At 75.4% G+C, this 16,508-nt stretch carries 12 protein-coding genes; 9 read left to right on the plus strand and 3 right to left on the minus strand.

The features are described 5' to 3' along the window. Window positions 1-118: 118 nt before the first annotated feature. The 4 genes from ACFUK0_RS07380 (at window position 119) to ACFUK0_RS07395 (ending at window position 7,075) form a co-directional block, all read left to right on the plus strand. A complete protein-coding gene (locus tag ACFUK0_RS07380) occupies window positions 119-1,510 on the plus strand; it encodes a hypothetical protein (RefSeq protein WP_380247156.1) in 1,392 nt (463 codons plus the stop codon). Between the two features lie 58 nt (window positions 1,511-1,568). Next, window positions 1,569-4,967, plus strand: a complete 3,399-nt coding sequence (locus ACFUK0_RS07385) for a right-handed parallel beta-helix repeat-containing protein (protein WP_380247157.1) — start codon at window positions 1,569-1,571, stop codon at window positions 4,965-4,967. Next, complete coding sequence (locus ACFUK0_RS07390) at window positions 4,964-6,247, plus strand: S8 family serine peptidase (RefSeq protein WP_380247159.1); 1,284 nt, start codon at window positions 4,964-4,966, stop codon at window positions 6,245-6,247. Before ACFUK0_RS07385 ends, ACFUK0_RS07390 begins: the two co-directional genes overlap by 4 nt. Before the next feature lie 144 nt (window positions 6,248-6,391). Beyond that, window positions 6,392-7,075: a helix-turn-helix domain-containing protein gene (locus ACFUK0_RS07395; RefSeq protein WP_380247161.1), complete on the plus strand. Its 684-nt coding sequence runs from the start codon at window positions 6,392-6,394 to the stop codon at window positions 7,073-7,075. A gap of 57 nt (window positions 7,076-7,132) precedes the next feature. Here the strand turns inward: ACFUK0_RS07395 and ACFUK0_RS07400 are convergent, their stop codons facing one another. Beyond that, window positions 7,133-8,473, minus strand: coding sequence for a MinD/ParA family protein (locus ACFUK0_RS07400; protein ID WP_380247163.1), 1,341 nt, complete (start codon window positions 8,471-8,473; stop codon window positions 7,133-7,135). Window positions 8,474-8,758: 285 nt separating this feature from the next. On the opposite strand from ACFUK0_RS07400, the gene ACFUK0_RS07405 reads away from it, so the two are divergent. Further along, window positions 8,759-9,136 carry a hypothetical protein gene (locus ACFUK0_RS07405; RefSeq protein WP_380247164.1) on the plus strand — a complete coding sequence of 126 codons (378 nt, stop codon included), beginning with the start codon at window positions 8,759-8,761 and terminating at the stop codon, window positions 9,134-9,136. 135 nt (window positions 9,137-9,271) lie between these two features. Beyond that, window positions 9,272-9,892: a sigma-70 family RNA polymerase sigma factor gene (locus ACFUK0_RS07410; RefSeq protein WP_380247166.1), complete on the plus strand. Its 621-nt coding sequence runs from the start codon at window positions 9,272-9,274 to the stop codon at window positions 9,890-9,892. Between the two features lie 73 nt (window positions 9,893-9,965). Here ACFUK0_RS07410 and ACFUK0_RS07415 read toward each other — a convergent pair whose 3' ends face one another. Next, on the minus strand, window positions 9,966-11,945 hold the full coding sequence (locus ACFUK0_RS07415) for a BTAD domain-containing putative transcriptional regulator (protein ID WP_380247168.1): 1,980 nt from the start codon (window positions 11,943-11,945) through the stop codon (window positions 9,966-9,968). A gap of 557 nt (window positions 11,946-12,502) precedes the next feature. On the opposite strand from ACFUK0_RS07415, the gene ACFUK0_RS07420 reads away from it, so the two are divergent. The 3 genes from ACFUK0_RS07420 (at window position 12,503) to ACFUK0_RS07430 (ending at window position 16,050) form a co-directional block, all read left to right on the plus strand. Continuing rightward, window positions 12,503-13,930: a chondroitinase-B domain-containing protein gene (locus tag ACFUK0_RS07420; RefSeq protein WP_380247170.1), complete on the plus strand. Its 1,428-nt coding sequence runs from the start codon at window positions 12,503-12,505 to the stop codon at window positions 13,928-13,930. A gap of 171 nt (window positions 13,931-14,101) precedes the next feature. Beyond that, complete coding sequence (locus tag ACFUK0_RS07425; protein ID WP_380247171.1) at window positions 14,102-14,848, plus strand: TetR/AcrR family transcriptional regulator; 747 nt, start codon at window positions 14,102-14,104, stop codon at window positions 14,846-14,848. Window positions 14,849-14,904: 56 nt separating this feature from the next. Next, entirely contained in the window at window positions 14,905-16,050 is a 1,146-nt protein-coding gene (locus ACFUK0_RS07430) for an FAD-dependent oxidoreductase (RefSeq protein WP_380247173.1), read from the plus strand. Here the strand turns inward: ACFUK0_RS07430 and ACFUK0_RS07435 are convergent. Beyond that, complete coding sequence (locus tag ACFUK0_RS07435; RefSeq protein WP_380247175.1) at window positions 16,038-16,457, minus strand: DUF2267 domain-containing protein; 420 nt, start codon at window positions 16,455-16,457, stop codon at window positions 16,038-16,040. The two genes, ACFUK0_RS07430 and ACFUK0_RS07435, sit on opposite strands and share 13 nt — an antisense overlap. Window positions 16,458-16,508 lie beyond the last annotated feature (51 nt).

Below are 16,508 nucleotides of genomic sequence, written 5' to 3' on the forward strand. Positions count from 1 at the left end.
TACTGAACCCGCCGGGGGCTGCCGGCCGTCAGTACCGGTGGATGCCTCTGTCGCCCGCGAGACGGTGCGGACGGGCGCGTCCTGTCGAACAGCAGTCGTCGAGGGGCAGGTAACCAGGGTGGGCAAGGACCGCAGCGGCCGGGGCACGCAGCCGGACGGCCAGGGGGCCGTCGGGTACGAACTTCCCGCCGTGGCCTGGCCGGTGGAGGCGGAGCCGGCCGCGGCACCCGCCGGGGCCGAGTCGGCAGTCGCGGCCTCCGCCACCGTCGAGGGCACCGCCCCGGCGCTGCCGGCGGGTGCCGCGCTGCCCGCCGGAGCCGTCCCCGCCGGAGCCGTCCCCGCCGTCCCCGCCCTGGCCGCCGGGGCGACCGCCGAGCCGCTCACCGCGCTCGCCGCCGCGGTGGAGGAACCCGGGCAGGCGCAGTCGCAGGACCCGGGGCGGCCGGGCCGGATCTCCCGTCCGATGGTGGCCGCCGCCGTCGTCGCCGGCCTGGTGCTGATCGGGGTGCCGCTGGGGCTGACCCAGTTCGGCGGCGGGGACGGCGGGCAGCCGGGTGCGGACGGGCCGCCGCCGACCGGCTACAGCCAGCAGGACGGCGGCCTGGACGGACTCGTCCCCGGCACCGACGCCCACGGCAACGTCGGCACCCCCGCCCCCGAGAGCGCCGCCGCCGCACCGACCGGCGAGCCCGGCCAGGCCCCGCCGACGGACGCTCCCGGGGACCCCGCCGCAGCGCCCACCGCCGGAGCCGCCCCGGGCGGGGCCGCTCCTTCGGCCGCCGGCGTGCCCGCGAAGAGTGCGGCGCCCGCGCCGGCCGGCAAGTCCGCCGCCGCACCGCAGCCGCAGCAGGGGCAGGCCGCCGCGCAGGCCCCGCAGGCGTCGTCCGCCGCGCAGGCCCCGGCCGCCTCGGCTCCGGCCGCGGCAGCGCCCGTCACCGCCCAGCCGCCCGCTGTGGCACCCGTACCGGCGCCCGCCCCCGCGGCTGCCAAACCGGTGTTCAACGTCGTGGCCGGCCCGTTCTGCAACGTCGCCGGCACGACCACCCAGCAGTACGGCTGGTTCGACTCCGGACAGGCCGGCTGGGTCACCAACACCGGTGGCCACGCGGCGGACGGGTGCACCGGCAAGTTCACCTCGATGCCGATGTCGGGCGCGGCGGCGAAGGACAACGGCAACTCGATCGTCTGGACGTTCAACACCGCCCCGGTCGTCAACGGCAGCTGCCAGCTGTCGGTCTACGTGCCGGGCAGCAGCGACCTCAAGGCCGTCGGCGGTGCGCCGTCCTACTACACCGTCCAGACCAAGTCCGCCCCGGGCGTCGGGACGATCGGCTTCTTCAACGTCAACCAGGTTTCCAGTCGCGGCAGTTGGGTGTCGGTCGGCACCTATGCCGCGACCGACGGCAAGATCGCCGTGATGCTGCACGACCGGGGCGAGGACTGGAAGGGCACCCCCAGGGAGTACGCCCACCACGCGGCGTCCGCCATCCGGGCCAACTGCACCGGGTGACGCCGCCGCAGGGCACGGGAGCCGGCACAGCCACGAACGACCGAGGAGAACGAGCAGCATGACGCGCCATGTCCTCACTGTGTGCGCGGAGCAGCGCGACGGCGGCTACCGCACGATCGGTGCGGCGCTGGAGGCGGCACGCAGTGGTGCGGTGATCAGCGTCCGCCCCGGCCGCTACGAGGAGAACCTGGTGGTCACCAAGATGGTGACCATCACCGCGGCGGAGGCCCGGGGCAGTGTCCGCATCTCGCCCCGGCGGGGCGCCGTCGTCCAGGTGGTCGCGGAGGCCGTCCAGCTCACCGGCCTGGTGCTCCAGGGACAGGACGAGGACCTGCCGACCGTCGACGTCCCGCGCGGCCAGGCCGCGCTGGAGGACTGCGAGGTCGCGGGCAACTCCTGGACGGCCGTGCTGACCCGCCAGCAGGGCTCGCTCGCGATGCGCGGCTGCCGGATCGTCAACCCCGCCGGCGCCGGGATCGTCGAGACCTCCAGCGGCACCAGCATCATCGAGGACTGCGTGATCGAGCACCTCGGCACCTCCGCCGTGGTGATCGGGGAGCGCGCCAACCCGGTCGTCCGGGGCTGCGTCATGCGCGACGCCCGGGGCAACGGCGTCTGCGCCAACGGCGAGGCCCGCGGCACCGTCGAGGACTGCGAGATCTCCGCCACCGACAAGCCGGCCATCGCCCTGGAGGAGAACAGCACCACCCGGGTGCTGCGCACCGCCGTCCGCGACACCACCGTCGGCATCTACGTCAGCTCCGCCGCCGCGGTGACCCTGGAGGACTGCACCGTCAGCGGCACCAGGGGCCACGGCATCGTGCTGGCCGCCGGCACCGACCCGGTGGTCCGGCGCTGCCGCACCAGCCGGACCAAGGGCCACGGCATCCACGTCACCGGCCGCTCCCGGGGCACCTTCGAGGACTGCGAGGTCGCCGACGCGGAGGGCGCCGGCCTGCGGGTGGAGGACTCGTCCAGCCCGTCGATGACCCGCAGCAGCGTCCGCGACAGCGGCGCGAACGCCGTCGAGCTGACCGGCGACTGCGCCCCCGAGTTCGACCGGCTGGAGATCCGCGACGCGGCGGGCGCCGGGGTCAGCGTCCGGGAGGGCGCCAACCCGATGCTGCGCCGCCTCGACGTCGCGGACGTGCGCGGCCACGGGCTGGAGGTGCTCGCGGACGGCCGGGGCCGCCTCGAATCCTGCGAGATCTCCGCCACCGGGAAGGCCGGGCTGCGGGTCGCCGACGGCGGCAACGTCCAGGTCGGCGCCAGCCGGGTGCACGGCGCCGCCGCGGCCGGTGTCGAGGCCGGTACCGGCGGCATCGTCTCGCTGCGCGACTGCGACGTGGCCGGCTCCGGCACCGACGGCGTCCAGGTGGAGGACGGCGGCGAACTCGCCATGGCCAGGACCCGGGTGCACGGCAGCCGGCGGCACGGCGTGCTGCTGGCGGCCGGCGCCCGGGCCGTGCTCAACGCCTGCGAGCTGTTCGACAACGCCGTGGACGGCCTGCGGGTCGAGACCGACGAGCCCGTCCGGGTCACCGACTGCGCGGCCACCGGCAACCGCGGCTCGGGCCTGCGCCGCACGGGCGCCGGCAGCGGAACCCGGTTGTCGGTGGAGGGCCTGACCAGCCGGGAGAACGCCTACGCCGACGTCACCGGCGCCGCCACCGCCGGCGCGGCGCCCGTCCCGGCCCCCGGCACGGATCCCGCACCCGACGCCGCGGCGGAGCCCGGCAGTGCGGCCCCCGCCGACGTACCCGCAGGACCGCCGCCGCCCCCGGACGACCGGGAGCCGGACGGTCCGCAGTCCCAACTGGAGTCCCTGGTGGGCCTGGAGGGCGTCAAGGAACAGGTCGCCACCCTGGTCAACCTCAACAAGCTGGCCCGGCGCCGCGCGCAGGCCGGGATGCCCGTCCTCCCGATGAGCCGGCACCTGGTCTTCGCCGGCCCGCCCGGCACCGGCAAGACGACCGTGGCCCGCCTCTACGGCGCGATCCTCGCCGAACTCGGCGCGCTGCGCAGCGGCCACCTGGTCGAGGTGGCCCGCGCCGACCTGGTCGCCGCGATCATCGGCGGCACCGCGATCAAGACCACCGAGGTCTTCAAGGAGGCCCTCGGCGGAGTGCTCTTCCTCGACGAGGCGTACACGCTGTCCGCCGGCTCCGGCGGCAGCGGGCCCGACTTCGGCCAGGAGGCCATCGACACCCTGGTCAAACTGATGGAGGACCACCGCGAGGACGTGGTGGTGATCGTCGCCGGGTACTCCGACGAGATGAGCGACTTCCTGCGCTCCAACCCCGGCCTGGCCTCCCGCTTCAGCCGGACGGTGGAGTTCCGCAACTACTCGGCGGCGGAGCTCGTCACCATCGTCGAGCGGGCCGCCACCGGCCACGGCTACGAACTCCCCCCGGAGACCGTGGACGCCCTCGCCGTCCACTTCGAACGGATGCCCAAGGGCGCCGACTTCGGCAACGGCCGCGCCGCCCGCAAGGTCTTCGAGGAGATGGTGGACCGGCAGGCCTCCCGGCTGGCCGTCCTCGCAGAGGTCACCGACGCCGATCTCGCCCTGCTCGTCCCCGCGGACCTCGGCGAGCAGGCCGCGGCCGCCCGGCAGGGCCTGGAGGGCGGCGAGGGCCGCACCGGACTCCTGGACGAACTGCGCGCGATGGTCGGCCTGGCCGCCGCCAAGGAGCAGGTCGAGAACCTGGTGAACCTGATCAAGCAGGTCCGCCGCCGCGAGGAGGCCGGACTGCCCACCGCCGCGATGAGCCACCACCTGGTCTTCGCCGGTCCGCCCGGCACCGGCAAGACCACCGTGGCCCGCCTCTACGGCGCGATCCTCGCCGAACTCGGCGTGCTGCCCGGCGGCCAGCTGATCGAGACCGCCCGCGGCGACCTGGTCGGCCGCTACGTCGGACACACCGCGCAGCTCACCAAGGAGGCGTTCGACCGTGCCCGCGGCGGCGTGCTGTTCATCGACGAGGCCTACACCCTCACCCCGCGCCACGGCGCGGGCAACGACTTCGGCCAGGAGGCGGTGGACACCCTGATGAAACTGATGGAGGACCACCGCGACGAAGTCGTGGTGATCGTGGCCGGCTACGAGGAGGAGATGCAGGGCTTCCTCGACTCCAACCCCGGCCTGGCCTCCCGCTTCTCGCACCGGATCCCCTTCGGCCACTACAGCGACGACGAACTCGTCACCATCGTCCGCCGCCAGGCCGAGACGGCCGGCTACCTGTGCGCCCCCGAGACGCTCACCGCCCTCGCCGCGCTCTGCGCGGCCGTCCCCAAGGACCGCAACTTCGGCAACGGCCGGTTCGCCCGCCGGACTCTGGAGGCGATGGTCACCCGGCAGGCCGGCCGGCTCGCCCGGCTCGACATCGCGGACGTCTCCGAACTCAGCCTGCTGCTGCCCCAGGACCTGCCGGCGCCGCAGGGGAGCCCGGTGTGACCCGGCCGCGCAGGGCGGCCGTCGCAGCCCTGCTGAGCTGTTGCTGCGCCCTGCTCGGCTGCGACCTGGTGCTGGCCCACCCGGCGGCCCCGGCCGCCCTGGCCGACACCGCTCCCGGAGCCGGAGCCGGAGCCGGCTCCCCGGCGTCGTTCCCGGCGATCGGCCAGACCGCTCCCGGGGTGCAGCAGGACGGCTGCGTGAAACCGTCCGCCAAGACCACCGACCTGACGCCGTGGGCGCAGACCTTCCTCCGGCCGGAGGGCGCCTGGGCGCTCAGCCGGGGCGCCGGAGTGACGGTCGCGGTGCTCGGCTCCGGCGTCGACGCCTCCTCCGGTGTGCTGGACAGCCGGCTCACCCTCGGTCCGCGCCTGTACGGCGAGGGCGGTGCCGGGCGCGACTGCGTCGGCCACGGCACCTTCCTGGCAGGGCTGATCGCAGGTCACCGGCAGCCCGGCCTCGGCTTCGCCGGGATCGCCCCCGAGGCCAGGATCCTCGCGATCGCCGTCACCGACGACGTCGGCAACACCAGCGCGGACCTGCTGGCGAAGGGGATCAGGGCCGCCGCCGACGGCGGCGCCCGGGTGATCACCGTGGGCGTGCCCGTCCCCGGCGCGGGCCCCGAACTGGCGGCCGCCGTGGCCTACGCGGGAGCGCGGGGAGCGCTGGTCATCGCGCCCTCCGCCCCCGACTCCACCGGATCCGGCGCCTCCGACAGCGGCGCCCTCCCGGCCTCCTACCCGGACGTCCTGGCCGTCTCCGACCTCGGCCCCGGCGGCGCCCTGCCGCAGGCGGAGGCCGCGAACTCCGGCCGGATCGACCTGGTCGCGCCCGGCGACGCGCTGATGAGCGTCGGCCCCGGCGGCGCGGGCTACTTCACCGCCTCCGGGCCGAGCCTGGCGACCGCCGTCGTGGCGGGCACGGCGGCCCTGGTCCTCGGCTACCGGCCCGAACTGACCCCGGCCCAGCTGGCCGACCGGCTGAAGACCACCGCCTACCACCCCGGCACCCTCCTCCCCGACCCCCGGCTCGGCTACGGCACCGTCGACCCGACGGCTGCCGTCGCCGCCGCGCTGCCCGGGAAGCCGGCCCCCGCCCCCTCCGCCGCCCGTACGGCGGTCGCCGCCCTGCCGCCGCCCCCGGCCCGCCCGGCCCAGTGGCACGCGGTCGCCGTCGCCGGCGGCGTCCTGGTGGGCACCGCCCTGGTGGCCGGAGCCGGGGCGGTGCTCTCCCGCGGCCGCCGCCGGGGGTGGCAGCCGGGCCGCTGGACGGTGGACGGCTGATCGCGGGCGCCCTGGAACGGGTGCGGTGACGCCGGGTGTGCCGGCTGGAAGGCCGTGGCCCGCTCACGGGGCGGTGCGCGGAGCAACCCGGGACGCCTGCCACTCCCAGCAGTGACATGCTCGACGGGAGGAAGGTGGACAGCCATGAACGAGAGCAGCCCCCGCTCCGAGGAGCAGGCCGCGGTACGACCCGTTTCCGGGGACATCGCCCAGCGCGTGGCCCTGCGTTCCAGGGAGCTCGGACTCACCCGTGAGGAGGTGGCGGGCCGGGCCGGCATGGCACCGCGGTACCTCCAGTCCCTGGAGGAGCTGGCCGGCGACTTCGATCCGGCCTCCGCGCTGAGGCTGGCCGCCGTCCTGAAGATGACCTACAGCGAGCTGGTCGAGGGCCGCGCCGACCTTCCGCCGGGACAGCAGTCGGCCGCGCCCCACCCGAGACTCGGCAGCCTCACGCCCGACGAATGCTGGGACAGGCTTTCCGACCACGGCGTCGGACGGGTGGCCCTCTCCGCGGAGTCCGGCCCGGCCGTCCTGCCCGTCAACTACCTGGTCGACGCTCGTTCGCTCGTCTACCGGACGGCCCGCAGGGGCATCGCTGCGGTGGCGGAGGGCAGCGAGGTGGCCTTCGAGGTCGATCAGGTGAACGAGCTGCTCAGCGATGGCTGGAGTGTCCTGGTCGTCGGTTCGGCCGAGCACATCACTGACATCGACACGGTGCGGCGGCTCGCGGACCAGCCGGGAGCCGTCCCGTGGGCGCCGGGGCCCCGGGACCTGTGGGTGCGCGTCGTCCCCAGCAGGGTCACCGGGCGCTCGATCAGCACCGCCTGACCTGGACGCGCGTGTGGCTGCGGCGTGCCGGCCGGCCGGCGGGCTCGGCCGGTTCGGTCAGCCGGTGTGCGGCGCGGCCGACTGGTGGTGCTGGGGCTGATGCTTCTGGTTGGTCTGATGGGGCTGAGGTCGGCTCCGGGGGCGTACGTCCGCGATTCCCTCGGCGACCAGGGCGGCGAGGTCCAGGAAGGCCCGGCGGGACTTCGTCCGCAGCTTCGCCGGATCGAACTCCCCTCCCAGCGCCAGATGTTCGTCGAAGGGGATGACGACCGCATCCCGGCAGCGGGTCCGGAAGTGGGCCACCAGGTCCTCGACCCGGATCAGCCGCCCGGTGCCGCGGACGCTGGAGATCACCGTCACGCTGCGCCGGGCCAGGGCGTCGTAGCCGTTGGCGGACAGCCAGTCCAGGGTGCTGCTCGCACTGCTCGCACCGTCGACGCTGGTGGTGGCGGTGACGACCAGCTGGTCGGCGAGGTCCAGGACGCCGCGCATGGAGCTGTGCAGCAGACCGGTGCCCGAGTCGCTCAGCACGATCGGGAACTGCCTGCTCAGCATGGTGATCAGCCGGTGGTAGTCCTCGCCGGTGAACGCGTTCGCACCCGCCGGGTCGGCGAATCCGGCGAGCACCTCCAGGCCGCTCGGGGTCTGCGAGGTGAAGCGGCGGATGTCCATGTACCCGCTGATCGAGGGGGCCGCCGCCAGCACGTCGCGGACGGTCGCGCGGGTCTCCTGGCGGATCCGCTGCGCGAGGGTCCCGGTGTCCGGGTTGGCGTCGACGGCGATGACCTTGTCCGTACGCTGCTCGGCGAGCACCGACCCGAGCGCCAGCGTGGTCGAGGTCTTGCCCACTCCGCCCTTGAGGCCGACCACCGCGATCCGGAAGGAACTGTGCAGCGGCGTACGGATGGCGGCGAGCCGGCGCCGGCGGTCGCGCTCACCGGGGTTGAACCCGACGGCGCGGCCGAGGCCGGTCCCGAGGGTCTGGGCCTGATCGAGGCGGCCGCGCCGGGGGGCCGCCGGCGCGGCTGCCGGAAGGACCGGCCGAGGCAGCTGCGGCACGGGCTCGGTGCGGCCGGGAGCGGGCTGAGTGGGCCGGGTCGGCCGGGTCGGTGGAACAGCGGCGGCGGGGTGGGCGGGCGGAGCCGAAGCGGGGGCGGGCGGAGCCGGGGCCGCCGTCACGAAGGGCCCCGGTCGTTCGGCCGCGGGCACCAGGACCGTCCCCAGGGCGTCCAGCGGTTCCCGCCAGACCGACGGGGGGCCTGACAGTGCCGGTGCCGGCATCGCCGGGGGTGCTGCGACCGGCCAGTCGGCGGGGCTGTAGTCGGGGGCCCGCTCCCAGTCGGCGCCCGGCGTCAGCCGTTGCACCGGTACCGTCGCGCTGCTCTCCTCGGCTGCCACGTGTCCCTCTCCTGCCGCCACAGCGGCCCCCGCGCTTGTGCATGCGCCCCTGCACCGCTTCTCCGCAGGCCGTTCGAGCAGGAGAACGGGGCGGGCGGCCCGGACCGTTCACCCCCGCTCCGGAATTGCCGCCGGTGAACGGAGTTGCCGCCGGTGAACCCGCGGCCCGCCGCGCCCGTTCTACCGAAGCAGCGCGGTCTACCGGAGCAGCGCGGTGCGGACCGCGCGCCGGCCCGTACGCGGGCCGGTTCGGCCACGGCCGCCCAACGGTGAACGGATGTGCTGGTGGACGAGGACGGGGTGCGGCCCGGTGCGGTGCTCGGCGCGCCGGAGGTGATCCGGACGGCGCGGTCACTGGCGTTGCGCGGGCTCACGGGGACGGGCACTCTGCCGTCGCCCGAGCTGCGGCAGGTCGCCGAGGCGCTGGTGGTCGACGAGTACCTGGCGGCCGGCGGCTGGACGGACGAGGAGCGCCGACGAACCGTCCGCTGGGTGGCGGTGCTGATCGACCGCTTCGGCGAGGACGGCGTGCAGGCGCTGCTGGCGGTGGCGGCTCCCGCCGCCGCGCTCGTGCTGCCCCGGTTCGGGGCGGTGGGGGAGGGGTGGAAGGGCGTTCCGCCGACCGGTGAGGAGCTGCCACCAATGTCCGTTCCGGGAACATAAGCGGATCATTGGCCCACTGTTGGGGCGCCTGGCGAAGATCGTCCTGTCAGGCCGCGGACGTGGACCGGAGCACTCGGTCCGGCTGTCCGGCGGCTCCCTCACGCCTGTGCCAGCCGGAGCAGCAGAACCATGGTCATGAACAACCGTGACAGGTCCGAACCCCACGCCGCCGGTGACACCGGCCCGTCCGGGGCGACGGCCACCGGGGCCGCCGCAGCCGCCGTGGCCACCCCGCGCGCCACGCTCGACCAGGAGACCCTGGCGGAGCTCTACCGCCTGCACGGCCCGTACCTGCTGCGCGCCCTGATGCGGGTGACCAGCGGTGACCGGGGGAAGGCGGAGGACATCCTCCAGGAGACCCTGCTGCGCGCCTGGCAGCACCCGGAGGCGATCTCCCGGGGGCCCGAGCTGAGCCGGCCGTGGCTGTTCACCGTCGCCCGCCGGATCGCGATCGACCACTTCCGGATGCAGGCCGCACGGGCCCAGGAGGTCACCGACGAGACCCCCGAGGAGCGGGCGACGACCCAGGACCCGTTCGACGAGGTGCTCGGTGCGCTGGACATCGGCGTCGCACTCGCCCGGCTCCAGCCGCTGCACCGCGAGGTGTTGACCGAACTGCACCTGAAGGGCCGCTCGGTGGCCGACGCTGCCCGGGCCCTCGGGGTGCCGGCGGGTACCGTCAAGTCCCGCAACTTCTACGCGCTGCGCGCCCTGCGCCCGGTCCTGGTCGCGCAGGGCGTGGTGGCGGCCGCCTGATTCCCGGTCGTCGCCGGCCGGGCGGGTGCCCGCCGGGCGGTGACGGCCGGGTCAGGCGGGGCCGGGGGCACGGTCAGGACAACTGGGCCTGCAGCCACGGAGCTTCGCCGCCGGCCCGGTCCGCCACCGCGGTCCGCAGGCGCCGGACGACCGGATCCGCGGCCGCCTCGGCCGCCGCCTGGTAGTGGTCGAGCAGCCGGCCCGCCGCGCCGTACCGGACGGACTCGCCCTGCTCGGCCAGCAGCTCCGCGCCGAAGGCCCGGACCAGGCCCGGCTGTTCGTAGCGGCCGGGTGCGCGTTCGGCCAGCAGGTGGTGCTCCGTCAGCGCGGCCAGGGCGAGCCGGGCGGCCGGCATGTCGGTGCCGAGCAGGGCCGCCGCCGCGTAGGCGTCCACCTCGGGGCCCGGGTGGACGGCGAGCAGCGCCAGCAGCTGCGCGGCGTCCCAGGGCAGCCGGCGGTACGTCATGGTGAGCCGGCTGCGCAGCCCGACGTCGCCCGGCGTGTCCAGCAGCAGCAGCCGGGTGCGCTCCTCCTCCAGCACGGTGGTGAGCGCATCGATCGTCCAGGCCGGGTGGGAGGCCAGCCGGGCGGCGGCGATCCGCAGCGCGAGCGGCAGGCGGTCGCACAGCGCGGCGAGCCGCCTGGCCGGCTCCGCTTCGGCGGCGGCCCGGCCGGGCGGCAGCAGCCGGGCCAGCAGTTCGGCGGCCTCGGCGGCGGGCAGCGCGTCGAGGCCGAGCAGGGCCGCCCCCTGGGTGACGGCGAGCTCCTCCAGCGTGCTGCGGGTGGTGACGACGGTGGCGCAGCGCGCCCCGGCCGGGCGCAGCGCGGCGACCTGCGCGGCGTCCCGGGCGTCGTCCAGCACGACCAGCAGCCGGCGTCGGCGGGTCTCCTCGCGGTACAGCGCGGTGCGGGCCGCCGGATCGTCGGGAACGGCGGACTCCGGCAGCCCCAGGGCGCGCAGCAGGCGGCCCAGGGCCTCCCCGGGCGGGGTGGGCCCCGCCGGGTCGAAGCCCCGCAGCGGGACGAAGAGCTGCCCGTCGGGGAAGTCGGCCGTGGCGTCCTGGGCCCAGCGCACCGCGATGGCGGTCTTGCCGACCCCGGCCGGGCCCGTGACGACCGCCAGTCCGCCGCCGGTCCGTTCCGGCCCGCACTCGCGGTCCAGCCAGCGGCACTCGGCCGTACGGCCGACCAGGCCGTCGGGGCGCCGGGGCAGGGCGAGGCCGGCCGCCGCTACGGCCGGGTGGTCGTACGGTGGCCGGCGGCCCGGCACCCGGGCGCCGGGTGATCCGGGGGCCGGCGCGTACGGCAGTGGCCGGCCCGCGCTCTCGTCCCGCAGGACGGCGCCGAGGGCCTCGCGCAGGGCCGGGCCCGGTGCGATCCCGAGCTCCTCGTCCAGCCGGGCGCGGGCGCGGTGGTAGGCGTCCAGCGCGTCGGGGACGCGGTCGTCCTGGTGCAGGCAGCGCATCAGCAGCGCGACCGCCTGTTCGCGCAGTCCGTTGCCGCGCACGTACTGCTCCAGCGCCGGTACGGCGGCGGCGCCGTGGCCGAGCCGCAGCTGCCGCTCCGCCCAGGAGGTCAGCACCCGGGCGCGCGTCTCGCCGAGCCGGTCGCCGAGGGCGCGGCAGAGCGCGGTGTCCGGCAGGTCGGCCAGCGGCACCCCGTACCAGAGGTCGAGTGCCTGCTTCAGCAGGACGGCCGCCGACCGGTCGTCGCCGGGTGCGGCCTCGGCGCGGGCCGCCAGCGCCTCGACCCGGAGCAGGTCGACCTGTCCGGCGTCGCCGGTGAGGAGGTATCCCGGCGCACACGTGCGGAGTTCGAACGCGGTGCCGTCCAACACCTTGCGCAGCGCCGCGACATGACCCTGCAGGGCGGCCCGGGCCTGGGCCGGCGGTTCCTCGTCCCAGAGCAGTTCGAAGAACCGGCCGAGCGGTACCGCGCGGTTGAACTCGATCGCGAGCAGCGCCAGTACGGCCCGCCGCTTCGGGCCGGCGAGTTCGGCCGGCTCTCCGGTGACGGTCCGCAGTTCGATCGGGCCGAGCAGTCGAATGCCCAAGTGTTCCACTCCCCTTGGCCACCGGCGCGGAGCAGGAGGGCCGCGTCGGCCGCCCTCCCGGCAGGGGTGGGGCGGAGGTTTACCGCGGCGGCACTCGCCGGACTCCGGTGATCATAGGTATCCGGTTCGACGACGAAGTGAACGCCGGGGAAAGCCCTGGCAGAGCGGTCACGACGGGGTGATCATCACGCCCGCCTCCGCTCGCCCTGAGCCGTACGATGTCCCGTCGCCGAGGCTCGCCAGGATGCGGGGGCGGCAGCCTCGAAGGCAAGCGCGCCGGGGGCGGGCCGCCTCTTGGGGTCGAGCGCGGTGCCCGAACGGGCATCGCGCCGCGCGCCCGCCGCTTCGGCGGTGGCCGTGCAGTCCCGTCCTCAGTCAGGAGAAACCGCAGGTCAGGCGGGCCTGTCAGGACGAGACCGGGGTCGCCGTCCGGTCTGCCCGGACGGCCCTGCGGCCGTCAGCCGGCCGGCCGGGAGCGGGCCTCGCGCTGGTACGGTCCCCGCGAGCTGTCGGCGCACCGTCAGTTTCCCGGCCCGGCCGTTCCCACAGGAGGCGCCATGCAACGACGAACCTTTCTCACCGGCACGCTGATCGGCGCGGCGGTCGCCGCCGTCCCGCTCTCCGTCCTGCGGCCGGCCCGCGCGGCGGCGGCCACGGTGACGGTCGGTTCCCTGAAGGACCTTCAGGCGGCCGTCGACCGGGCCGTCCCCGGCGACCGCATCGTCGTGGCCGACGGGACGTACACCGTGCCGGCGGGGGGCTCCGTCAGGATCTCCGGCCGGAACGGCACCACCGACGCGCCGATCACCGTCGTGTCGCAGTCCCGGGGCGGTGCGGTGCTGCAGGGCGAGCGGAGCTTCGTGTTCAGCGACTCCAGCAACATCACCGTCAGCGGGTTCGCGTTCCGGCAGAGCAGCACGCTGGAGATCCCGGCGAGCTGTCCGCGCATCCGGCTGACCCGCAACGACTTCCGGTTCGCCGACGTCAGCGGGCTCGACTGGGTCGTCGTGCGGGGCGACGACGCCAAGATCGACCGGAACCACTTCCACGACCGGACGACCGAGGGCATCTTCCTCGTCGTCGACGGCCCCGGCACGACCGCGATGGCGCAACGGACGCAGATCCTCAGGAACCACTTCTCCGACCACAGCTACCCGGGCGCCAACGGCGGCGAGCCGATCCGGCTCGGGGTCAGCAGCCGGGCGCTGTCCAGCGCCGGCGCGTTCGTGGAGTACAACCTGTTCGAGCGGTGCGACGGTGACCCCGAGACCGTCTCGGTGAAGTCCTCGGACAACACCGTCCGGTACAACACCGTCCGGGACAGCCGCGGCGGGATCGTGCTGCGGCACGGCAACCGGACCACGGTGGAGGGCAACCACCTGCTCGGCGGTACGGACGGTCTGCGGCTGTACGGCAACGACCACCTGGTGGTGAACAACTACCTGGCCGGCCTGTCCGGCCGCGCCCTGGTGATCGGCAGCGGCACCACCCGCGACCACCACTCCGGCGAGACCACCGAGGAGCGGCGCGGCAACGACGCCTGCGACCGCGCGGTGATCGCGTACAACACCCTGGTCGGGAACGCCGGGACGCTCTCGGGCGAGACCCGGGCCCACGAGCCCCGGGACGTGGTCGTCGCCGACAACATCCTGTCCGGCGGTACCGGCAGCCTGGTCGCGATGGGGGCCACCGGCTTCACCTGGCAGGGCAACATCCTCTGGGGCGCGGCGGCGAACGGCACCGTCCCGTCCGGCGGCTACCGCCGGGTGGACCCGCTCCTGCGACTGGAGTCCGACGGCGTGTACCGGCTCTCGGCCGGCAGCCCCGCGATCAACGCGGCGACGCTGACCGACCCCGTCGTGACCCAGGACCTCGACGGCCACCCGCGCGGCAGCTCGCGCGATGTCGGCGCCGACGAGTACACGACCCTCGCCCCGGTCCGCCGCCCCCTCACCCCCGCCGACGTCGGCCCCGACGCCGCCTGACCGGTCCGGTGTCTGACCGGCCCCGGCTCCTGACCGGTGCCGCCATCCGATCGTCACCGCGCCATCCGAACGTCTGATCGTCACCACCACCTGAGACGCAGGTCGGGCACCAAACGGCGCCCGACCTGCGTCGAACTTGTTCGTAACGAACATGTTCGTTACGGTGGTGGCATGACAGAACGCACCGATCCGCCCGGCAGCCGCCGGGAGCGCCCGGCGAAGCCCGCCCTGACGCGCGGCGGCATCGTCGCCGTCGCGGTCGGGATCATGCGGGCCGAGGGCCTGCAGAAGGTCACCATGCGCCGGCTGGCCCAGGAGCTCGACACCGGGCCCGCCTCGCTGTACGTGTACGTCCGCAACACCGCCGAACTGCACGCCGCGATCCTGGACGAACTCCTCGCCACCGTCGAGCGGCCCCCGGCGGGCGGCGACTGGCGCGACCGGCTGGAGCGGCTGCTCACCTCCTACACGCTGATGCTGTTCGAGCACCCCGGCCTCGCCCAGTCCGCCCTGGTGGCCCGACCCAGCGGAGCGCACTACCTGAACCTGGTGGAGGCGGTCCTGGCCCTGCTGGACGAGGGCGGCGTCCCGTCCGGGCAGGCGGCCTGGGGCCTGGACCTGCTGCTGCAGTACGCCACCGCGACCGCCGCCGAACACGCCGGCCGGGACGGAACCCCCCGCACCCGGGGCGAGTGGGACGCGCTGGCCGCCGCCCTGCGCGGCGCCTCCGGCCGGACGCACCCGCACACCGCCTCGCTCGCCGACGAGCTGCTCTCCGGCGAGCCGGCGGCCCGGCTGTCCTGGGGGTTCCGGATGCTGCTCAACGGCATCTTGCAGACCCCCGTCCACGCCTCCGACCACGCCTCCGACCACACCCCCGTCCGCACTCCCGGCCCCGGCACGCCCGAACACCCCTGACCACGGCCCCGGCCCCCTCCGTACCCGTCCCGGCACGACCCCGAGGAGCGAGACCCATGACCACACACCACCCCGTCGCCGTCATCGGCGCCGGACTCGGCGGCCTCACCCTGGCCCGCGTCCTGCACGTCAACGGCATCGAGGCCGCCGTCTTCGACCTCGACGCCTCGCCGACCGCCCGCCCGCAGGGCGGCATGCTCGACATCCACCACGACTCCGGTCAGGTGGCCCTGAAGGCCGCCGGCCTGTACGAGGAGTTCCGGGCGCTGGTCCACCCGGGCGGAGAGGCGATGCGGATCCTGGACCGGCACGGCGTCGTGCACCGGGAGGAGGCCGACCACGGCGACGGCGACCGCCCCGAGGTCGACCGCGGACGGCTGCGCGACCTGCTGCTCGGCTCGCTGCCCGAGGGCACCGTCCGCTGGGACGCCAAGATCACCGGAGCGCGCCCGCTGGGCGGCGGCCGGCACGAGGTGACCCTCGCCGACGGCTCGGCCCTCACCACCGACCTGCTGATCGGCGCGGACGGGGCCTGGTCCCGGATCCGCCCGCTGCTCTCGGAGGCGGTGCCGGCCTACTGCGGCCTGTCCTTCGTCGAGTTCGACCTGCTGGACGCCGACACCCGCCACCCCGGGAGCGCCGCCGTGGTCGGCGGCGGGATGCTCTTCGCCCTCGGTGACGGCAGGGGCTTCCTCGCCCACCGGGAGGGCGACGGCAGCCTGCACGTCTACGCCGCCCTGCGGGCCCCCGAGGACTGGGCCGCCGGTGTGGACCTCACCGACGCGGGCGCTGCGCGGGCCGCCCTGCTGGAGCAGTTCGCGGACTGGGACGAGAGCCTGCGGGCCCTCGTCACCGAGGCGGACGGCACGCTGACGGCCCGTCCGATCCACGCACTGCCGGTCGGCCACCGCTGGGAGCGCGTCCCGGGGGTGACCCTGCTCGGCGACGCCGCCCACCTGATGTCGCCGTTCGCCGGTGAGGGCGCCAACCTCGCCATGCTCGACGGCGCCGAACTCGCCCTGTCCGTCGTCGCGCACCCCGGGGCCACCGAGGCCGCGCTCGCCGCGTACGAGCAGGCGCTGTTCCCGCGCAGCGAGGCGTCCGCGGCCGACTCCGCCGAGAACCTCGTGCTGTGCTTCGGCGCCGACGCGCCGCAGGGGCTGATCGACCGCTTCGCGGAGTACAACGCTCAGGCGGGCTGAGCGTCGGAGCGGCCCGGGAGCCGCCCGAAGAGCTGGTCGTAGCCTTCGGGGAGCTGTAGCAGGAGGCGGCGCAGCAGATCCGGGCCGGCCGCCTCGGCGACGGTGCTGAGGACGGCGCAGACGTCCCATCTGGCCGTGGCGGGCGTCGCGCCGTCGATCCAGGTGGCGGCCGTCCCGACGAACCGCTCGGCGCTGATCGGGCCCTCGGCCGGCGGGGCGTCCAGCAGCAGCGGCACGTAGGGCAGCGGAAGGCGCTCGGCCAGCTCGGTCCGTTCGGAGCCGAGGAGGTGGGACCCGAGCAGCGCCACCACGATGCGGGCGGCGTTCTCCGCCTCCCACTCGTCCCGGTACTCGGCGCGGCCCTGGACGTCCTGGAGGAAGCTGTGCCAGCGCGTGACGGTCGTCATGTCCGCCTCCCTGCGGGGCGGGCCGGGGGCTCCCGCTGCTCCGGCCCGGGT

Source organism: Kitasatospora sp. NPDC057223 (assembly GCF_042669755.1).
Lineage (GTDB): Bacteria > Actinomycetota > Actinomycetes > Streptomycetales > Streptomycetaceae > Kitasatospora.

Coding starts and splice junctions, on each gene's coding strand:
- ACFUK0_RS07435 (WP_380247175.1), bottom strand. CDS start 16,457: ATGACGACCGTCACGCGCTGGCACAGCTTCCTCCAGGACGTCCAGGGC.
- ACFUK0_RS07425 (WP_380247171.1), top strand. CDS start 14,102: ATGACAGAACGCACCGATCCGCCCGGCAGCCGCCGGGAGCGCCCGGCG.
- ACFUK0_RS07420 (WP_380247170.1), top strand. CDS start 12,503: ATGCAACGACGAACCTTTCTCACCGGCACGCTGATCGGCGCGGCGGTC.
- ACFUK0_RS07395 (WP_380247161.1), top strand. CDS start 6,392: ATGAACGAGAGCAGCCCCCGCTCCGAGGAGCAGGCCGCGGTACGACCC.
- ACFUK0_RS07410 (WP_380247166.1), top strand. CDS start 9,272: ATGAACAACCGTGACAGGTCCGAACCCCACGCCGCCGGTGACACCGGC.
- ACFUK0_RS07385 (WP_380247157.1), top strand. CDS start 1,569: ATGACGCGCCATGTCCTCACTGTGTGCGCGGAGCAGCGCGACGGCGGC.
- ACFUK0_RS07430 (WP_380247173.1), top strand. CDS start 14,905: ATGACCACACACCACCCCGTCGCCGTCATCGGCGCCGGACTCGGCGGC.